General features: G+C 73.1%; 17 protein-coding genes. 14 read left to right on the plus strand and 3 right to left on the minus strand.

The annotated features are described in order from the left end of the window. Positions 1–38 precede the first annotated feature (38 nt). The gene (truA, locus tag IH00_RS0123380; protein ID WP_031076695.1) at positions 39–896 is read left to right on the plus strand and encodes a tRNA pseudouridine(38-40) synthase TruA; all 858 of its coding nucleotides are present in this window, start codon (positions 39–41) and stop codon (positions 894–896) included. On the opposite strand, the gene IH00_RS0123385 is transcribed toward truA, so the two are convergent. After that, a complete protein-coding gene (locus IH00_RS0123385; RefSeq protein ID WP_031076697.1) occupies positions 867–1763 on the minus strand; it encodes a hypothetical protein in 897 nt (298 codons plus the stop codon). The genes truA and IH00_RS0123385 overlap by 30 nt on opposite strands. Before the next feature lie 56 nt (positions 1764–1819). Between IH00_RS0123385 and IH00_RS0123390 the strand changes: the two genes are divergently transcribed. The 5 genes from IH00_RS0123390 (at position 1820) to glmM (ending at position 7755) form a co-directional block, all read left to right on the plus strand. Beyond that, positions 1820–3439: an ABC-F family ATP-binding cassette domain-containing protein gene (locus tag IH00_RS0123390; RefSeq protein WP_031076699.1), complete on the plus strand. Its 1620-nt coding sequence runs from the start codon at positions 1820–1822 to the stop codon at positions 3437–3439. Between the two features lie 51 nt (positions 3440–3490). Continuing rightward, complete coding sequence (locus IH00_RS44215; RefSeq protein WP_052411584.1) at positions 3491–5032, plus strand: serine/threonine-protein kinase; 1542 nt, start codon at positions 3491–3493, stop codon at positions 5030–5032. 248 nt (positions 5033–5280) lie between these two features. Then, positions 5281–5724: a 50S ribosomal protein L13 gene (rplM, locus tag IH00_RS0123400; protein WP_031076703.1), complete on the plus strand. Its 444-nt coding sequence runs from the start codon at positions 5281–5283 to the stop codon at positions 5722–5724. A gap of 44 nt (positions 5725–5768) precedes the next feature. Beyond that, complete coding sequence (rpsI, locus tag IH00_RS0123405; protein ID WP_031076704.1) at positions 5769–6287, plus strand: 30S ribosomal protein S9; 519 nt, start codon at positions 5769–5771, stop codon at positions 6285–6287. A gap of 109 nt (positions 6288–6396) precedes the next feature. Next, positions 6397–7755 carry a phosphoglucosamine mutase gene (gene glmM / locus IH00_RS0123410; protein ID WP_031076706.1) on the plus strand — a complete coding sequence of 453 codons (1359 nt, stop codon included), beginning with the start codon at positions 6397–6399 and terminating at the stop codon, positions 7753–7755. A gap of 86 nt (positions 7756–7841) precedes the next feature. On the opposite strand, the gene IH00_RS0123415 is transcribed toward glmM, so the two are convergent. Continuing rightward, positions 7842–8804, minus strand: coding sequence for a DUF389 domain-containing protein (locus IH00_RS0123415; RefSeq protein WP_031076708.1), 963 nt, complete (start codon positions 8802–8804; stop codon positions 7842–7844). Between the two features lie 13 nt (positions 8805–8817). Beyond that, positions 8818–9810, minus strand: coding sequence for a type I pantothenate kinase (gene coaA, locus IH00_RS0123420; RefSeq protein WP_031076710.1), 993 nt, complete (start codon positions 9808–9810; stop codon positions 8818–8820). 184 nt (positions 9811–9994) lie between these two features. On the opposite strand from coaA, the gene IH00_RS0123425 reads away from it, so the two are divergent. From IH00_RS0123425 to tsaE, 8 genes are all read left to right on the plus strand, one after another. Next, entirely contained in the window at positions 9995–10999 is a 1005-nt protein-coding gene (locus IH00_RS0123425) for a daunorubicin resistance protein DrrA family ABC transporter ATP-binding protein (RefSeq protein WP_039947341.1), read from the plus strand. Then, entirely contained in the window at positions 10996–11820 is an 825-nt protein-coding gene (locus tag IH00_RS0123430) for an ABC transporter permease (RefSeq protein WP_031076713.1), read from the plus strand. Before IH00_RS0123425 ends, IH00_RS0123430 begins: the two co-directional genes overlap by 4 nt. A gap of 84 nt (positions 11821–11904) precedes the next feature. Then, complete coding sequence (gene glmS, locus IH00_RS0123435) at positions 11905–13752, plus strand: glutamine--fructose-6-phosphate transaminase (isomerizing) (protein ID WP_031076715.1); 1848 nt, start codon at positions 11905–11907, stop codon at positions 13750–13752. Positions 13753–13760: 8 nt separating this feature from the next. Further along, complete coding sequence (locus tag IH00_RS0123440) at positions 13761–14129, plus strand: holo-ACP synthase (RefSeq protein ID WP_031076716.1); 369 nt, start codon at positions 13761–13763, stop codon at positions 14127–14129. Positions 14130–14133: 4 nt separating this feature from the next. Continuing rightward, on the plus strand, positions 14134–15564 hold the full coding sequence (locus IH00_RS0123445) for a bifunctional ADP-dependent NAD(P)H-hydrate dehydratase/NAD(P)H-hydrate epimerase (protein ID WP_031076717.1): 1431 nt from the start codon (positions 14134–14136) through the stop codon (positions 15562–15564). A 289-nt stretch (positions 15565–15853) separates the two neighbouring features. After that, positions 15854–17011 carry an alanine racemase gene (alr, locus tag IH00_RS0123450; RefSeq protein WP_031076719.1) on the plus strand — a complete coding sequence of 386 codons (1158 nt, stop codon included), beginning with the start codon at positions 15854–15856 and terminating at the stop codon, positions 17009–17011. Between the two features lie 16 nt (positions 17012–17027). Further along, positions 17028–18236: an alpha/beta fold hydrolase gene (locus IH00_RS0123455; protein ID WP_031076720.1), complete on the plus strand. Its 1209-nt coding sequence runs from the start codon at positions 17028–17030 to the stop codon at positions 18234–18236. Continuing rightward, positions 18208–18738: a tRNA (adenosine(37)-N6)-threonylcarbamoyltransferase complex ATPase subunit type 1 TsaE gene (gene tsaE / locus IH00_RS0123460; protein WP_031076722.1), complete on the plus strand. Its 531-nt coding sequence runs from the start codon at positions 18208–18210 to the stop codon at positions 18736–18738. Before IH00_RS0123455 ends, tsaE begins: the two co-directional genes overlap by 29 nt. Positions 18739–18761: the final 23 nt, after the last annotated feature.

The following is an 18761-nucleotide window of genomic DNA, read 5'->3' on the forward strand; positions in this document are numbered from 1 at the left end:
CGGGGGGCGGGCCCGTTCGGCTTGAGAGGATGGATCGCGTGAGCGATGAGGTGAGGCCCGGGTACGTACGGGTGCGGCTGGACCTGTCGTACGACGGCAAGGACTTCCACGGCTGGGCCAAGCAGGCCGGCGGACAGCGCACCGTGCAGGGCGAGATCGAGGACGCCCTGCGCACGGTGACGCGTTCGTCCGAGACGCACGAGCTGACCGTGGCCGGGCGGACCGACGCCGGCGTGCACGCGCGCGGCCAGGTCGCACACGTCGACCTGCCGGAGGCGCTGTGGGCAGAGCACCGGGACAAGCTGCTGCGGCGGCTCGCCGGGAGGCTGGGCCACGACGTCCGGATCTGGCGGGTCGAGGAGGCGCCGAGCGGCTTCAACGCGCGGTTCTCGGCCATCTGGCGCCGGTACGCGTACCGGGTGACGGACAACCCTGGTGGCGTCGACCCGCTGCTGCGCGGGCATGTGCTGTGGCACGACTGGCCGCTGGACGTCGACGCCATGAACGCGGCCGCCGAGCGGCTGACCGGGGAGCACGACTTCGCGGCCTACTGCAAGAAGCGGGACGGCGCGACCACCATCCGCACGCTGCAGGAGCTGCGCTGGGAGCGGCTGCCGTCCGGCGTGCTGGAGGCCACGGTCAAGGCCGACGCCTTCTGCCACAACATGGTGCGCTCGCTCGTCGGGGCGCTGCTCTTCGTCGGGGACGGGCACCGGCCGGTGGAGTGGCCCGGGAAGGTGCTCGCGGCCGGTGTGCGGGACTCCGCCGTCCATGTCGTGCGGCCGCACGGGCTCACGCTGGAGGAGGTCGGCTACCCGGCCGACGAGCTGCTGGCCGCCAGGAACCTGGAGGCCCGCAACAAGCGGTCACTGGCCGGGCGCGGCGGCTGCTGCTGAGGCCTGGATGCGGCCCCGGGCGTAGATCTGGTTGAAGGCGAACGTGCCGAGGTCGTCGCTCGTCTTGAAGACGACCTCGTCACTCTTCGTGACCTTCTTGCCGCTGGTGTAGCCGGCCTGGGTGAAGTACGCGTACCGGCCCAGGGAGTTGGCGCGGCGCAGACAGACGGTCTTGGCCTGGCAGAAGCCGCCGACGCCGGACCCGGCGAGCGGGGTGACGCCGCCCTGCACGTCCTCCTTGGCCCGCAGGGCGTCGCCCTTGGTGTCGAAGAGCGCGACACCGACCGTGATGGCGACGCCGTCCCGCTCGTACGTGGCGCGGATGACGCGGTCGCAGCCGTGCTTCCGCAGGACCGCGCCGAGGCCGGCCTGGGCGGCGGCCGAGCAGTCGGTGGTGGAGGCGACGGCGCCCTTGCGGTACTCCCGGTCGCCGACCGTGAGCTTCTTGCCGGGGAAGAGCGATTCGGGCGTGAGCGGGGCCTTGTCCTTCTGCGCCGTGGAGATGAAGTCCATCGGGTCCGGCGGGGGCGGCGGCGCGACCGAGGAGAAGGAGGGCTGCGGCTGGGTGGTGTCGCTCGGCAGCTCGGGGGCGGTGGTGGAGCCCGCCGCCTTGTCGCCGGTGGCGCCGCCGCCGCTGTTGGCGGAGACGATCGCGACCGCGATGACCGTGCCGATGGCGGCGGTGGCGAGTGCGCCGCCGCCGATCAGGAGCCAGCGCCTGCGGCGGGCGCGGGCGGCCGAGGCTTCGGCGAGGGCGCTCCAGTCCGGGGTGTCGGTTCCGTAGGACTGCTGGTACGGCTGCTGCCCGTACGGCTGGTGCGGCTGCTGGTGTGGCTCCTGCGGCCACTGCGGTCCCCCAAAGCTCATGCCGCGCATCCTAAACCGGTTGGGGACGGGCCCGGTCCGCGGCGACAATGCCCGGCATGGGTCATGTAGAGGTCGCGCATCTGGAGTACTACCTGCCGGACGGGCGGGTGCTCCTCGGTGACGTGTCGTTCCGGGTGGGCGAAGGCGCGGTGGTGGCGCTCGTGGGCGCCAACGGCGCGGGCAAGACGACGCTGCTGCGGCTGATCGCGGGGGAGCTGCAGCCGCACGGGGGCACGGTCGCCGTCGGGGGCGGACTGGGGGTGATGCCGCAGTTCGTCGGGTCGGTGCGGGACGAGCGGACCGTGCGGGACCTGCTGGTGTCCGTCGCGCCCGCGCGGATCCGGGAGGCGGCGGCCGCGGTGGACGAGGCCGAGCACCTGATCATGACCGTCGACGACGAGGCCGCGCAGCTGCGGTACGCGCAGGCGCTCAGCGACTGGGCGGAGGCGCGGGGGTACGAGGCCGAGACCGCCTGGGACGTGTGCACCATGGCCGCGCTGGGCGTGCCGTACGAGCGGGCGCAGTTCCGCGAGGTGCGGACGCTGAGCGGGGGTGAGCAGAAGCGGCTCGTCCTGGAGGCGCTGCTGCGCGGCCCGGAGGAGGTGCTGCTCCTCGACGAGCCGGACAACTACCTGGACGTGCCGGGGAAGCGGTGGCTGGAGGAGCGGCTGGCCGAGACCCGCAAGACCGTGCTGTTCGTGTCGCACGACCGGGAGCTGCTGGCACGGGCCGCCCAGAAGATCGTCGCGGTGGAGCCGGGGCCGGCGGGGTCGGACGTGTGGGTGCACGGCGGCGGCTTCGACACGTACCACCAGGCGCGCAAGGAGCGGTTCGCCCGCTTCGAGGAGCTGCGGCGGCGCTGGGACGAGAAGCACGCGCAGCTCAAGCAGCTGGTGAACACCCTGAAGAACAAGGCCGCCTACAACGACGGGCTGGCCTCCCGCTACCAGGCCGCCCAGACCCGGCTGCGCAAGTTCGAGGAGGCGGGACCGCCGCAGCAGCCGCCGCGCGAGCAGGACATCCGGATGCGGCTGCGCGGCGGGCGCACCGGGCTGCGGGCGGTGACGTGCGCCGACCTGGAGCTCACGGGGCTGATGAAGCCTTTCTCGCTGGAGGTCTTCTACGGCGAGCGGGTCGCCGTCCTCGGTTCGAACGGGTCGGGCAAGTCGCACTTCCTGCGGCTGCTGGCGGGGGAGGACGTGGCCCACACCGGCGCGTGGAAGCTGGGTGCGCGGGTGGTTCCCGGGCACTTCGCCCAGACCCACGCCCACCCCGAGCTGGAGGGCCGGACGCTGGTCGACATCCTGTGGAAGGAGCACGCCAAGGACCGGGGCGGAGCCATGTCCGCCCTGCGGCGGTACGAGCTGGAGCGCCAGGGGGACCAGGTCTTCGACCGGCTCTCGGGTGGTCAGCAGGCGCGCTTCCAGATCCTGCTGCTGGAGCTGGCGGGCACGACGGCCCTGCTGCTGGACGAGCCGACGGACAACCTGGACCTGGAGTCGGCGGAGGCCCTCCAGGTGGGGCTGGAGGCGTACGAGGGGACGGTGCTGGCGGTCACGCACGACCGCTGGTTCGCGCGCTCCTTCGACCGGTACCTGGTCTTCGGCACGGACGGCGTGGTCCGCGAGACCCCCGAGCCCGTCTGGGACGAGCGTCGTGTGGAACGGGCGCGATAGCCGGGTACGGCGGGGCGCGCCCGGGTAGGGTGCGCCCGGGGGGTGGGGCCAATGCGTCCGGGGTACAGATTCGGGCCGTTCACCGTGCTCGCGGAGCTCGCCAGTGGCGGGATGGGGCGGATCTATCTCGCCCGCTCTCCGGGCGGGCGGCTGGTGGCGGTCAAGACGCTGCTCAACGTGGGCGAGGACGACCGGCGGCGGTTCGCCCGGGAGGTGGGCCTCGCCCAGCGGGTACGGGGCGTCTACACCGCGAGTGTGGTGGAGGCGGACGCCACGGCCGAGGTCCCGTGGATGGCCACCGAGTACGTCCCCGCGCCCTCGCTGAAGGACCTCGTCGAACGATGCGGGCCGCTCGCCCCGCGAGCCCTGTACTGGGTCGCGGCGGGCATGGCCGAGGCGCTGGTGTCCCTGCACACGGCGGGCCTGGTGCACCGGGACGTCAAGCCGTCCAACGTCCTGCTGCCGCTGGACGGCCCCCGGGTGATCGACTTCGGTATCTCGCAGGCCCATGACGTGACCCGGACCGAGGTGGCCCTCGGCACCGTCGCCTACGCGGCGCCCGAGCAGGCGCGCGGCGAGCCGACGACCACGGCGTCGGACGTGTTCTCGCTGGGCGCGACCCTGTTCCACCTCGCCGTCGGCCGCGCGCCGTACCGCGACGGCGGCGCGGGCCCGGCACTGGAGCAGCTGGTACGGGCCGCCACCGGCGACCTGGACGTGTCGGGGCTGCCGGGCGAGCTGGAGCCCCTGGTGCTGCCCTGCCTGGCCCTGGATCCGGCGGACCGGCCCGCCCCGGCCGACCTCCTGGCGTACTGCTCGGCACGGCTGGACGGAGGCGCGGACGCGCGCCGCGAGTGGCTCAGCCCCGCGTGGACGGCGGAGATCGAACGCCACCGGGCGGAACGGCTCCGGGCGGTCGAGGAGGCCCGGCGCCAGGTGGACCCGGAGGCGCCGACCGGCCCGGTGCCGGCACCCGGGCGGACGGCCGCGCTGGCCACGGCCGGGGACGGCCGGGAGGCCCGGACCGGCCCGTGGGCGCGGCGCCCGCGGCTGCCGTGGGCGGCCGCGGCGGCGGTGGTGGTCGTGACGGGGGCGCTGCTCGCGGTCGTACGGCCCTGGGAGGCCCGGACGATCGGCGCGCCGGTCGAGCCGCTGCGGATCCTGGAGGTGGAGAGCGTCCGGCAGGGACTGTGCTACCCGGACAAGGAGTCGGTGCAGCTGCCCCTGGGTGAGTCCCCGCCCCCGGAGGGGCGTTCCTTCTCCTCCGCCAACCGGGACCAGTGTGTGGTGGCGAAGGACTCCGGCGGGATGAGCGTCGAGCGCTTCGAGAACGTCGAGGTCGTGGAGGACGAAGGTGCGTGGAAGGTCAGGGTGACCTTCCGTGAGCAGGACCGGGCGGCCTTCAGCGCCCTCAGCGCGAAGGTCGCGGGCCAGGCGGAGCCGGAGAACCAGATCGCGCTGGTCCTGGGGGAGGACCGGCTGGTCAGCTCCTTCACGGTGATGACAAAGCTCACGGGCAAGAGCGCTCCGATCACCGGGAAATTCACCCGGAGCCAGGCCGAGGCGCTCGCCCGTGCCCTGGGTGCGCCCTGACCGGTTCCGGCCGGTCCGTGCCACGCGGGGCGGACCAGTTTTGACCCGTCGGGGGCGGCGCGGGTACTGTTGCGGTTTGTTATGCGTATTGGCTTCGTCGTTCTTACGCGAAGAGCCCTTACGCAAGTTCCCTGGAGCAGTTACCAGTGGCTCGCATACGGGCGGTGTTCCCGGCAGTGTGGGCCCCAGCTGCATGATCGCTTCAGGTGTGTCTGGACTCCATCCACTGAAGAAGCGAAGGCTACGAAGTGCGTACGTACAGCCCCAAGCCCGGCGATGTGACTCGCCAGTGGCACATCATCGACGCGCAGGACGTTGTCCTGGGCCGTCTGGCGACCACGGCTGCGAACCTCCTGCGAGGCAAGCACAAGCCCGTCTACGCGCCGCACATGGACATGGGCGACTTCGTCATCATCATCAACGCTGACAAGGTCCACCTGTCCGGCAACAAGAAGACCCAGAAGATGGCCTACCGCCACTCCGGCTACCCGGGTGGTCTGCGCTCCGTCCGTTACGACGAGCTGCTGGACAAGAACCCCGAGAAGGCCGTCGAGAAGGCCATCAAGGGCATGATCCCCAAGAACTCCCTCGGCCGTCAGATGCTCTCGAAGCTGAAGGTCTACGCGGGCGAGAACCACCCGCACGCTGCGCAGCAGCCGGTCCCGTTCGAGATCACCCAGGTCGCGCAGTAGTTCCGGCCACACCCCCTAAGAACGAAAGAAATCTGAGGAGCATCGTGGCCGAGACCACTGTTGAGAACCCCATCGAGGGCGAGGAGACCTACGCCGAGGTCACCACCTTCGAGTCCGAGGTGCCCGTCGAGGGCGAGTACACCTCCGAGTCGCTCGCGTCCCGCTTCGGCGAGCCGCAGCCGGCCGCCGGCCTGGGCCGCCGCAAGAACGCCATCGCCCGCGTCCGGATCGTCCCGGGCACCGGCAAGTGGAAGATCAACGGGCGTACGCTCGAGGACTACTTCCCGAACAAGGTCCACCAGCAGGAAGTCAACGAGCCCTTCAAGGTGCTCGAGCTGGACAACCGCTACGACGTCATCGCCCGTATCTCGGGTGGCGGCGTCTCCGGCCAGGCCGGCGCCCTGCGCCTCGGTGTGGCCCGCGCCCTGAACGAGGCGGACGTGGACAACAACCGCGGCCCGCTGAAGAAGGCCGGCTTCCTGAGCCGCGACGACCGTGCCGTCGAGCGCAAGAAGGCCGGTCTCAAGAAGGCCCGTAAGGCCCCGCAGTACAGCAAGCGCTAATCACGCCTGCTCGGTCTGCTCAACGTACGCCCCGGCGGCACCTCCGTGCTGCCGGGGCGTACGTCTATACGCTTCACCTTGCTTTTTCGGAGTAACTCGGAGGACAGCTGTGGGACGACTCTTCGGCACGGACGGTGTGCGCGGTGTCGCCAACGCGGATCTGACGGCGGAGCTGGCGCTCGGTCTGTCGGTCGCGGCGGCGCACGTACTCGCCGAAGCGGGGACCTTTGAAGGACACCGGCCGACCGCCGTGGTCGGGCGTGACCCCCGTGCGTCGGGAGAGTTCCTGGAGGCCGCCGTCGTGGCGGGCCTCGCGAGCGCCGGTGTGGACGTCATGCGGGTCGGCGTGCTGCCGACGCCGGCCGTGGCGTACCTGACGGGCGCGCTCGGCGCCGACCTGGGCGTGATGCTCTCCGCCAGCCACAACGCCATGCCGGACAACGGCATCAAGTTCTTCGCGCGCGGCGGCCACAAGCTGGCCGACGAGCTGGAGGACCGCATCGAGGCCGTGTACGACCAGCACCGCACCGGCGAGCCGTGGGACCGGCCGACCGGTGCCGGCGTCGGCCGCGTCGCCGACTACAAGGAGGGCTTCGACCAGTACGTCACCCACCTGCTGAGCGTCCTGCCGAACCGGCTCGACGGGCTCAAGATCGTGCTCGACGAGGCGCACGGCGCCGCGTCCGGCGTGTCGCCCGCCGCCTTCCAGCAGGCCGGGGCCGAGGTCATCACCATCGGCGCCACCCCCGACGGGCTCAACATCAACGACGGCTGCGGCTCCACCCACCTGGAGATGCTGAAGGCCGCCGTCGTCGAGCACGGCGCGGACCTCGGCATCGCCCACGACGGTGACGCCGACCGCTGCCTGGCCGTGGACCACACGGGCGCCGAGGTCGACGGCGACCAGATCCTGGCCGTGCTCGCCCTCGCCATGCGCGAGGCCGGCACCCTGCGCGGCGACACCGTCGTCGCGACCGTCATGTCGAACCTGGGCTTCAAGCTCGCCATGGAGCGCGAGGGCCTCCAGCTCGTCCAGACGGCGGTCGGCGACCGCTACGTACTGGAGTCGATGAAGGAGCACGACTACGCGCTGGGCGGCGAGCAGTCCGGGCACGTCATCGTCATGGACCACGCGACCACCGGCGACGGCACGCTGACCGGCCTCCTGCTGGCCGCGCGGGTCGCCGCCACCGGCCGCTCGCTGGCGGAGCTCGCGGGGGTCATGGAGCGGCTGCCGCAGGTGCTGATCAACGTGAAGGACGTCGACAAGTCGCGTGTGAAGACCTCCGCCGAGCTGGGTGCCGCCGTCGCGGAGGCCGAGCGCACGCTCGGCACCACCGGGCGTGTCCTGCTGCGCCCCTCGGGCACGGAGCCGCTGGTCCGTGTGATGGTCGAGGCCGCCGACATCGAGCAGGCGCGGGCGGTCGCCGGGCAGCTCGCGGACGTCGTGAAGTCGGCCCTGGGCTAGGGCCCCGGGGCCCCTGGTCAGGGGGCGCCCCGCCGCACGGCGGGGCGCCCCTTTTCCGTGCGCCGGGCGGTTCCGGCCGGAGCCGTTCAGGCGCCGTGCTCCGCGGCCGCCGCCTTGCGGGCCCGCCGCTCCCGCTGCCGCGTCCAGAAGAACTTCTGCGCGAGCAGCGTCAGCGTTCCCGCGAGCAGGATCGCCAGCAGGTTCAGCAGCAGCTGCTCCACCGAGCCCCTGGTCTGCGCGAGGTCGCCGTAGCCGAGGGCCACGGCGGCGTTCGCGGCCGCCGGCACGGTGGTCACCGAGATCGCCACCCCGACCAGGGCCCCCGACTTCGCCGAGGTCAGCGACAGGGTGCCGGCCGCGCCCGCGAGCAGGCCCACGACGAACGAGAACGGGTCCGGTGCGTAGATGAAGCCGGTGTTGGGCCGGTCGCCGTGCAGCTTCGTCTCGGAGAACAGGCCCAGCGCGTCCATGGCCAGGCTGAACGCCACCGTCAGCGCGATGGCCGCGGCGAACCCCGCCACCAGGGCCACGAGCGACCGCATCGCCGGGCGGGGACGGCGCCGTACCAGGGCCGTGCAGACACCGGCCAGCGGACCGAACTCCGGGCCGACCGCCATGGCCCCGACGATCAGGACGGCGTTGTCCAGCACCACTCCGCAGGCCGCGATCATGGTGGCGAGGGTGAGGAACGCCACGTACGTCACGGAGAGCGTGGACTCCTCGTGCGTCGCCTCCGACAGGTGCTCCCACAGCACCGCGTCCGCGCCCTCGCCCGGCGCGTCCTCCTCGGCCGCTTTGGCGCGCCGGGACAGCGACAGGCCGACGTCCTCGACGGCGATCGAGCCCGACTCGTCCAGGCCGAGCGCGCACAGGTCGGAGATGAGCTCGTCCCCGGCCTCCCGCGCCACGTCGCACAGGACCAGATCACCGGCCGGGTCGCGCGCGGCACCGGGGAGGACGACGAGGTGCGCGGTGCCGACCGTCTTCTCGATGACGTGGACGACCTCGTCGGTGCGGCCGTCCGGGACGATCAGGCGCAGGTGCAGCACGTTGGGCGCCCCTTCAGAGTTTGCGGAGGGAGAGCCGCTGGACCTTGTGGTCCGGGCCCTTGCGTACGACGAGGGTGGCACGGCCGCGGGTCGGCGCGACGTTCTCCAGCAGGTTGGGCTTGTTGATGGTCCGCCAGGTCGTGCGGGCGTACGCGAGCGCCTCCTCCTCGCTGACCTGCGTGTACTTGCGGAAGTAGGAGGACGGGTTCTGGAACGCCGTCGCGCGCAGTTTGCGGAAACGATTCAGGTACCAGGACTCGATGTCCTCGGTGCGGGCGTCGACGTACACGGAGAAGTCGAAGTAGTCGGCGACGGCGACGCGGGTGCGGCCGTCCTTGCCGGGCAGCGCGGGCTGCAGCACGTTGAGGCCCTCGACGATGAGGATGTCGGGCCGGCGGACCGTCAGGACCTGGCCGGGCACGATGTCGTAGATGAGGTGCGAGTAGACGGGGGCGGTCACCTCGTCCCTCCCGGCCTTGATGTCGGCGACGAACCGGGTCAGCGCCCGCCGGTCGTAGGACTCCGGGAAGCCCTTGCGGGACATCAGGCCGCGCTCCTTGAGCTCCTTCATGGGGAGCAGGAAGCCGTCGGTGGTGACCAGTTCGACGCGCGGGTGCTCGGGCCAGCGGGCCAGCAGCGCCTGGAGGAGCCGGGCGACGGTCGATTTGCCGACGGCGACGGAACCGGCGACCCCTATCACGAACGGGGTGCCGCGCTGGGCGCTCTTCTGCCCGACGTCCCCGAGGAAGGTGTTGAGCGCGCCCCGCAGATTGGCGGTGGCGCCGACGTACAGGTTCAGGAGCCGGGAGAGCGGCAGGTAGATGTCCCGCACCTCGTCGAGGTCGATGACGTCGCCGAGCCCGCGCAGCCGCTCGACCTCCTCGGCCGTCAGGGGCAGCGGGGTCTTGTCCCGCAGGGCGCTCCACTCCCCGCGGGTGAGATCGACGTACGGCGATGCCTCCGCGCGGCGGTGGGCGGCGGCACTTCGGGGCGACGAGGTGATCACACGGCCATTGTCGGGTCTGCGGCAGCGTTGTGGGCCGTGGGCTCGGTCACGGTGCGGGTGGCACCTCCGGACGCGGAATGTCAGTGGCGTGCGTCACAGTTGTGGGAAGGGTGGGCGCCGGCGCAGGTCGTCCGCCCGCGGCAGCGCGACCCCGAGCCGCGACCCCGAGCCGAGGGACACTCCCATGACGTACGCGTACGCGATCCAGGCCGAGGGCCTGGCCAAACGGTTCAAGGACACCCGGGCGCTGGACGGCGTGGACCTGGCCGCCCGTCCGGGGACGGTGCTGGGGCTGCTGGGGCCCAACGGGGCGGGGAAGACCACCGCCGTGCGGATCTTCGCCACGCTGCTCCAGCCGGACGCGGGCCGGGCCGCCGTGGCGGGGCACGACGTGGTGCGGGAAGCGGGCGTGGTGCGCTCGATGGTGGGCCTGACCGGGCAGTACGCCGCGGTCGACGAGAACCTCACCGGTACGGAGAACCTGCTGCTGATCGGGCGGCTGCTGGGCATGCCGCGGCGCGAGGCCCGGGCCCGGGCCGCCGAGCTGCTGGAGCGGTTCCACCTCACCGACGCGGCCGGGCGCGCCGTGAAGACGTTCTCGGGGGGCATGCGGCGCCGGCTGGACCTGGCGGCGAGCCTGGTCGGGCGGCCGCGGATCCTGTTCCTCGACGAGCCGACGACCGGCCTGGACCCGCGCAGCCGCGGCGAGCTGTGGGAGATGGTGCGGGGCCTGGTCGCCGACGGCGTCACGGCCCTGCTGACCACCCAGTACCTGAACGAGGCGGACGTCCTCGCCGACGACATCGTGGTGATCGACCGGGGCCGGGTCATCGCGGAAGGCACGCCCGACGAGCTGAAGTCCCAGGTCGGCGGACAGGTCCTCCAGCTGCGGCCGGTACGGGACGCGGACCTGGTGGCGGCCCACGCCCTGGTGGCGGAGGCGGCCGGCGGCCAGACCCAGATCGAGGGCCAGGTCATCACCGCGCCGGTGAACGACCCCGAACTGATGCCCGCGGTGGTCCGCCGGCTGGACGGGGCGGGGATCGCGGTCGGGGAGCTGACGCTGCGCCGCTCGTCCCTGGACGAGGTCTTCCTGGCGCTGACCGGTCACCGCGCCGAGCGCGACTCCGGGCAGGAGACCCCGGAGCCGGACGACAGCGACATCGAGAAGGTGGTGAGTTCGGCATGACAGCCGGTGGCATCACCGCCGACGGGCCGGTCGCCCCGATCACCGCGAGCGGCCGCGTACGGCCCGCGGCGGCCCTCCGCCAGACCGCCACCATGGCGTGGCGGAGCCTGGTGGCCGTCAAGCACAACCCGCTGGAGCTCGTCGACTACAGCATCACGCCGATCATGTTCGTGTTCCTCTTCACGTACGTGATGGGCGGGCAGATGGCCGGGTCGCCCGACGCGTACCTGCGCTACGCGCTGCCGGGGATCATCGTCCAGAACACCCTGTTCATGACGATCTACACGGCCATGGCGCTGAACACCGACCTCACCAAGGGCGTCTTCGACCGGCTGAGGAGCCTGCCGATCGCCCGCTCCGCGCCGCTGATCGGCCGGATCACCGCCGATCTGGCCAAGCACCTGTGGGCGGTGCTGCTGATGATCGCCCTCGGGCTGGCGCTCGGCTTCCGGATCACCGGCGGGATCGGCGGGTTCCTCGCCGGTGTGCTGCTGGTGATGCTCTTCGCGGCCGCCGTGTCCTGGTGCGCCGTGCTCATCGGGATGCTGGCGGGGGACGCGGAGAAGGTGCAGGCGTTCGGCTTCACGCTGATCTTCCCGATCACCTTCACCAGCAGCGCGTTCGTCGTGGTGGACACCATGCCGGGCTGGCTCCAGGCCTGGGTGGAGGTCAACCCGGTCACGCACCTGTCGGACGCGTTCCGCGGGCTGCTGCTGGGCGGCGAGGTGGCGGGGCCGGTGATGTGGTCGCTGGTCTGGGCGGCGGGCATCGCCCTGGTGTTCTATCCGCTGGCCATGCGGGCGTACCGCGCCAAGGCGTGACCCGGACCGGCCTGCTGGTCCGCGGCACCGGACACCGCTCACCGGTCCGGCCGGATCGAGGGGACACCCCCTAGGCTGCGGACCATGTGCGGAATCGTGGGGTACGTCGGCGGGCAGTCGGCGCTTGATGTGGTGATCGCGGGCCTCAAGCGGCTCGAGTACCGGGGCTACGACTCGGCCGGCGTGGCGGTGCTCGCCGATGGCGGGCTGGCCGCGGCGAAGAAGGCGGGCAAGCTCGTCAACCTGGAGAAGGAGCTGGACACCCGGCCCCTGCCGAGCGGTTCGACGGGCATCGGGCACACCCGGTGGGCCACGCACGGCGGACCGACCGACCTCAACGCCCACCCGCACCTGGACAACGCCGGGCGCGTCGCCGTCGTCCACAACGGCATCATCGAGAACTTCGCCGCCCTGCGTGCCGAGCTGGCGGAGCGCGGCCACGACCTGGCGTCGGAGACCGACACCGAGGTCGTCTCCCACCTGCTGGCCGAGACGTTCTCGTCCTGCGGCGACCTGGCCGAGGCGATGCGGCTGGTCTGCCGCCGGCTCGAGGGCGCCTTCACACTGGTCGCCGTGCACGCCGACGAGCCCGACGTGGTCGTCGGCGCCCGCCGCAACTCGCCGCTGGTGGTGGGCGTCGGCCAGGGCGAGGCGTTCCTCGCCTCCGACGTGGCCGCGTTCATCGCGCACACCCGCAACGCGATCGAGCTCGGCCAGGACCAGGTCGTCGAGGTGCGCCGGGACGGCGTGACGGTCACGGACTTCGACGGGGCGCCGGCCGACGTCCGCGCGTACCACGTCGACTGGGACGCCTCGGCGGCCGAGAAGGGCGGCTACGACCACTTCATGCTCAAGGAGATCGCCGAGCAGCCGAAGGCGGTCGCCGACACGCTGCTGGGCCGCGTCGACGCCTCCGGGGCGCTGAGCCTGGACGAGGTGCGCATCCCCGACGAGGTGCTGCGCGAGGCGCACAAGGTCGTCATCGTGGCGTGCGGCACCGCGTTCCACGCCGCCCTGATCGCCAAGTACGCCATCGAGCACTGGACCCGCATCCCCTGCGAGGTGGAGCTGGCCAGCGAGTTCCGCTACCGCGACCCGATCCTTGACCGGCAGACGCTGGTGGTGGCGATCTCGCAGTCCGGCGAGACCATGGACACCCTCATGGCGCTGCGGCACGCCCGGGCGCAGGGCGCGAAGGTGCTGGCGATCTCCAACACCAACGGCGCGACGATCCCCCGCGAGTCGGACGCGGTGCTGTACACGCACGCGGGGCCCGAGGTGGCGGTCGCCTCCACCAAGGCGTTCCTCACGCAGCTCGTGGCGGTGTACCTCCTGGCCCTGTACCTGGCGCAGGTACGCGGCACCAAGTGGGGCGACGAGATCCGGGCGGTCGTGCGGGACCTGTCGCGGATCGCGGAGGACGTCGAGCGGGTCCTGGAGACCATGGAGCCGGTACGGGAGCTGGCCCGCTCGCTCGCCGGCAAGGACACCGTGCTGTTCCTCGGCCGGCACGTCGGCTACCCGGTGGCGCTCGAAGGCGCGCTGAAGCTCAAGGAGCTCGCGTACATGCACGCCGAGGGGTTCGCGGCCGGCGAGCTGAAGCACGGGCCCATCGCCCTGATCGAGGAGGACCTGCCGGTCGTCGTGGTGGTGCCGTCGCCGCGCGGCCGGTCCGTGCTCCACGACAAGATCGTGTCGAACATCCAGGAGATCCGCGCCCGAGGCGCCCGGACGATCGTCATCGCGGAGGAGGGCGACGAGGCGGTCGCGCCGTACGCGGACCACCTCATCCGCGTCCCGGTGACGCCGGTGCTGCTGCAGCCGATGGTGTCGACGGTGCCCCTCCAGGTCTTCGCGTGCGAGCTGGCGACGGCCCGCGGCAACGAGGTCGACCAGCCGCGCAACCTCGCCAAGTCCGTGACGGTGGAGTGAGGACACACATGATCATCGGGGTGGGGATCGACGTCGCGGAGATCGACCGGTTCGCGGCGGCGCTGGAGCGGACGCCGCACCTGGCGGACCGGCTGTTCCTGGAGCGCGAACTGCTGCTGCCCAGCGGCGAGCGGCGCGGCGTCGCGTCGCTCGCGGCGCGGTTCGCCGCGAAGGAGGCGATCGCGAAGGCGCTCGGCGCGCCGGGCGGGCTGCTGTGGACGGACGCCGAGGTGTACGTCGAGGACAGCGGACAGCCGCGGCTGCGGGTGCGCGGCACGGTGGCGGCACGCGCCGCCGAACTGGGCGTACGGCAGTGGCACGTGTCGCTCAGCCATGACGCGGGGGTGGCGTCCGCGGTGGTGATCGCGGAGGGTTGACCCCATGCGTACCGCTCACCGTGTCGAAACCGTACGGGCCGCCGAGGCGGCACTGATGGCGAAGCTGCCCGAGGGCGCGCTGATGCAGCGGGCGGCGGCGGGACTCGCCGCGGCCTGCGCCGAGCTCCTCGGCCGCGTCTACGGCGCCCGCGTGGTGCTGCTCGTCGGCAGCGGCGACAACGGCGGCGACGCGCTGTACGCGGGCGCCCGGCTCGCCCGGCGCGGCGCCGGGGTGTCCGCCGTGCTCCTCGGCCCGCGCGCCCACGAGGGGGGCCTGGCGGCGCTGCGCGGGGCGGGCGGCCGTGTGGCCGACGACCCGTACGCGGTGCTGGAGCGCGCCGACCTCGTGGTGGACGGCATCACCGGGATCGGCGGACGCGGCGGACTGCGGCCGGAGGCGGTGCCCGTGGTGCGGGCGGCACGCGCGTCGGGTGCCGTGCTGGTCGCCGTCGACCTGCCCAGCGGTGTGGACGCCGACACCGGCGAGGTCGCCGGGGAAGCCGTCCGGGCGGACGCCACGGTGTCGTTCGGGACCTGGAAACCGGGCCTGCTCATCGACCCGGCGCGCGCCTGCGCGGGCGCGGTACGGCTCGTCGGCATCGGCCTGTCCCTGCCGCCGGTCCCCGACCTGGAGGCGCTCCAGCACGCGGACGTGGCCCGGCTGCTGCCGGAGCCCGCGGGCGAGAGCGACAAGTACCGGCGGGGCGTGGTCGGCGTGGTGGCCGGCTCCCGGCGCTACCCGGGCGCCGCGGTGCTCGCGGTGGCCGGCGCGCTGCGCGGCGGGGCGGGGGCCGTGCGCTACGTCGGCCCCGCGGGGGACGCCGTGCTCGCCCGCCACCCCGAGACGCTCGTCCACGACGGGCCCCCGGCGAACGCCGGGCGCGTCCAGGCGTGGGTGATCGGCCCCGGCCTCGGCGACACGCCCGGCGTCGAGGACGTCCTCGCCTCCGACGTACCCGTCCTGGTCGACGCGGACGGCCTGCGGCAGCTCGACCCGCCCGCGGTCCGCTCGCGCCCGGCGCCGACCGTCCTCACGCCGCACGCCGGCGAGGCGGCGGCCCTCCTGGGTGTCGCCCGCGAGGACGTGGAGTCCCGCCGCCTGGACGCGGTGAGGGAACTGGCGGCGCGGTACGGGGCGACCGTGCTGCTCAAGGGCTCCACGACGCTCGTCGCCGCGGCCGACGGCCCGGTACGCGTCAACCCGACGGGCACGGCCTGGCTGGCCACCGCGGGCAGCGGCGACGTCCTGTCGGGCCTCGCCGGCTCACTGCTCGCCGCGGGCCTGGCCCCGCGCGACGCCGCCTCGGTGGCCGCCTACCTCCACGGCCTCGCCGCCCGCCGCGCCGCCCGGGGCGCCCCCATCGCGGCCCACGACGTCGCGGCGGAACTCCCGGGAGCGTGGCGGGACGTCACCTCCACCCACCCGGACCGCTGAGCCTCCCGGTGCCTGCGGCGGGCTGCGGTGTCGTTCCGGTCCGGTGCGTCTCTCGGCTCGACTCCCGGTCCCTGTGGCGAGTGGGGCGAAGGGACGCGGCGGTGTCGAAAGGGATGAGGGTCCCCCCGCCGAAGGCAGGGGGAGCGCGGAAATTCGCGAGGTGCGAGCGAATCGAGCGGGGGTACCTCCCACGCCGCCGGGCATAGGGGGAGATCGACCGTCGACACCGACAACAGGCGCCCCGGAGCCGAACCGAGCCCTCGAAAAAACCTCTGAGACACTGGGCGCGATGAGTGAGACACCGCAGACCCTTCGCGCCCGCGCCGAGATCGACCTCGGGGCGTTGCGCGGCAACGTGCGTGCCCTGCGGGAGCGCGTGGGGACGGGCGTCCAGGTGATGGGCGTCGTGAAGGCCGATGCGTACGGGCACGGGGCCGTGCCGTGTGCGCGGGCGGCCCTGGAGGGCGGGGCGACCTGGCTGGGGACCGCGACGCCGCACGAGGCGCTGGCGCTGCGGGCGGCCGGGATCGACGTGCCCGTCCTGTGCTGGCTGTGGACGCCCGGCGACCCCTGGGACGAGGGCATCCGGGCCGGCCTGGACATGTCCCTGAGCGGGATGTGGGCGCTGGAGGAGGTCACGCGGGCCGCCCGCGCGACCGGCGGCACCGCGCGGGTGCAGCTGAAGGCCGACACCGGGCTCGGGCGCAACGGCTGCCAGCCCGCCGACTGGCCGCGGTTGGTCGGGGAGGCGCTGAAGGCCCAGGCCGAGGGCCTGGTGCGGATCACCGGCGTCTGGTCGCACTTCGCCTGTGCCGACGAGCCCGGCCACCCGTCCATCGCCGCCCAGCTCGACGCGTTCCACGACATGCTCGGCTACGCCGAGAAGGCGGGGGTGGAGCCGGAGGTGCGGCACATCGCCAATTCCCCGGCGACGCTCACCCTGCCGGAGTCGTACTTCGATCTCGTGCGCGCCGGGATCGCGTTGTACGGCGTGTCGCCGAGCCCGGAGCTGGGCACGGCCGCCGATTTCGGTCTGCGGGCGGTGATGCGGCTGGTCGGGAGCCTCGCGCTGGTCAAGACGGTGCCGGCGGGCCACGGCGTGAGCTACGGGCACCATTACGTCACCGAGCGGGAGACGAACCTCGGTCTGGTCCCGCTGGGCTACGCCGACGGCATCCCGCGCCATGCGTCGGGCCGCGGCCCGGTGCTGGTCGGCGGGAAGGTGCGTACGGTCGCCGGCCGGGTCGCGATGGACCAGTTCGTGGTGGACCTCGGCCGCGACGCCGTGGAGCCCGGCGCGCCCGCGGTGCTGTTCGGGGCGGGCGATCAGGGCGAGCCGACCGCGGAGGACTGGGCACGTGCCGCGGACACGATCGCGTACGAGATCGTGACCCGGATCGGATCGCGGGTACCACGGGTCTATACGAACGTGACGCACGCGAGCTGACCGAGGAGCTGCCGTAGTGAGTGACATCAGTGCGGTGGAGGCCGCCGCCGCCGGCAATTGGCGCCGCGCCGGTCTCGCCGGCGCGGCGATAGGGGTGGTCGCGGCGGGCGCGGCCGCCGGTGTCACCCTGGAGCGGCTCACCGTCGGGCGCGGCATGCGCAGGAAGGCGCGTCTCGCCCTGGACGCGGCGGGCCCGTACGGCGCGCTGCGCGGCACCCCCGGCAGGGCGGCCGCCGATGACGGCACGGAGCTGTACTACGAGGTCGACGAGGTGGAGGCGGAGACCAGCGCGCCGCGCCGGCGGCGGTTGTTCGGGCGCCGGACGCCCACTCCGGTCACCGTCGTCTTCAGTCACGGCTACTGCCTCAACCAGGACTCCTGGCACTTCCAGCGTGCCGCGCTGCGCGGCCTGGTGCGCACCGTCCACTGGGACCAGCGCAGTCACGGCCGGTCCGGGCGGGGAGTGGCCCAGCGGCGCGGCCCCGACGCGGTGCCGGTCTCCATCGACCAGCTCGGCCGGGACCTCAAGGCCGTCATCGACGCGGCGGCGCCCGAGGGGCCGCTGGTGCTGGTCGGGCACTCGATGGGCGGCATGACGGTGATGGCGCTGGCCGACCAGTTCCCGGCGCTGATCCGGGAGCGGGTCGTCGGCGTCGCTTTCGTCGGCACCTCGTGCGGCCGGCTCGGCGAGGTGAACTACGGGCTGCCGGTGGCGGGGGTCAACGCGATACGGCGGGTCCTGCCCGGTGTGCTGCGGGCCCTCGGGTCGCAGCCGGAGCTGGTCGAGCGGGGCCGCAGGGCCACCGCGGACCTCTTCGCGGGGCTGATCAAGCGGTACTCGTTCTCGTCGCGGGACGTGGACCCGGCCGTCGCCCGGTTCGCGGAGCGGATGATCGAGGGCACGCCGATCGACGTGGTCGCGGAGTTCTACCCGGCGTTCACCGAGCACGACAAGGCCGAAGCGCTCGGCGTCTTCGCCGAGGTGCCGGTGCTCGCCCTCGCCGGCGACACGGACCTGGTCACGCCGAGTTCGCACACGGAGGCGATCGCCGATCTGCTCCCCGACGCGGAGCTGGTCATCGTCCCGGACGGCGGCCACCTGGTGATGCTGGAACACCCCGAGGCGGTCACCGACCGGCTCGCGGACCTGCTGGTGCGGGTGGGCGCGGTGCCCGCAGCGACTAACGTTGGCACGTATGGAAGCACCGCACAGCCCGGTGGCTGACGGACAGGACGTCACCGCCACCGCCACCGCCCGTACGACCCTCCACTCGCCCGAGGAGACGCAGGAACTGGGCCGCGCGCTCGCGAAGCTGCTGCGCCCCGGTGACCTGGTCCTGCTCACCGGTGAGCTCGGCGCGGGCAAGACGACGCTGACGCGCGGGCTCGGCGAGGGGCTCGGCGTGCGCGGGGCGGTCACGTCCCCGACGTTCGTCATCGCCCGCGTCCACCCGTCGCTGGTCGGCGGCCCGGCCCTCGTGCACGTCGACGCCTACCGCCTGGGCGGCGGCCTCGACGAGATGGAGGACCTCGACCTCGACGTGTCGCTGCCGGATTCGGTGGTGGTCGTGGAGTGGGGCGAGGGCAGGGTCGAGGACCTGGCCGAGGACCGGCTGCACGTCGTCCTCCACCGGGTCGTCGGCTCGACCGACGACGAGCGCCGCGTGGTGACGCTGACCGGCATCGGCGCCCGCTGGGCGGGCGTGGACCTCGACGTGGCGCCGTAGGGGAATCCCGGGGCGGCGGGCCG

It is taken from the genome of Streptomyces sp. NRRL S-118 (assembly GCF_000716335.1).
Taxonomy (GTDB): domain Bacteria; phylum Actinomycetota; class Actinomycetes; order Streptomycetales; family Streptomycetaceae; genus Streptomyces.

Excerpts from the sequence above, each read along its gene's own strand:
- IH00_RS0123440 (WP_031076716.1), top strand. The coding sequence starts at position 13,761 with ATGATCATCGGGGTGGGGATCGACGTCGCGGAGATCGACCGGTTCGCG.
- IH00_RS0123445 (WP_031076717.1), top strand. The coding sequence starts at position 14,134 with ATGCGTACCGCTCACCGTGTCGAAACCGTACGGGCCGCCGAGGCGGCA.
- glmS (WP_031076715.1), top strand. The coding sequence starts at position 11,905 with ATGTGCGGAATCGTGGGGTACGTCGGCGGGCAGTCGGCGCTTGATGTG.
- IH00_RS0123385 (WP_031076697.1), bottom strand. The coding sequence starts at position 1,763 with ATGAGCTTTGGGGGACCGCAGTGGCCGCAGGAGCCACACCAGCAGCCG.
- IH00_RS44215 (WP_052411584.1), top strand. The coding sequence starts at position 3,491 with ATGCGTCCGGGGTACAGATTCGGGCCGTTCACCGTGCTCGCGGAGCTC.
- IH00_RS0123430 (WP_031076713.1), top strand. The coding sequence starts at position 10,996 with ATGACAGCCGGTGGCATCACCGCCGACGGGCCGGTCGCCCCGATCACC.
- alr (WP_031076719.1), top strand. The coding sequence starts at position 15,854 with ATGAGTGAGACACCGCAGACCCTTCGCGCCCGCGCCGAGATCGACCTC.
- IH00_RS0123390 (WP_031076699.1), top strand. The coding sequence starts at position 1,820 with ATGGGTCATGTAGAGGTCGCGCATCTGGAGTACTACCTGCCGGACGGG.
- tsaE (WP_031076722.1), top strand. The coding sequence starts at position 18,208 with ATGGAAGCACCGCACAGCCCGGTGGCTGACGGACAGGACGTCACCGCC.
- IH00_RS0123425 (WP_039947341.1), top strand. The coding sequence starts at position 9,995 with ATGACGTACGCGTACGCGATCCAGGCCGAGGGCCTGGCCAAACGGTTC.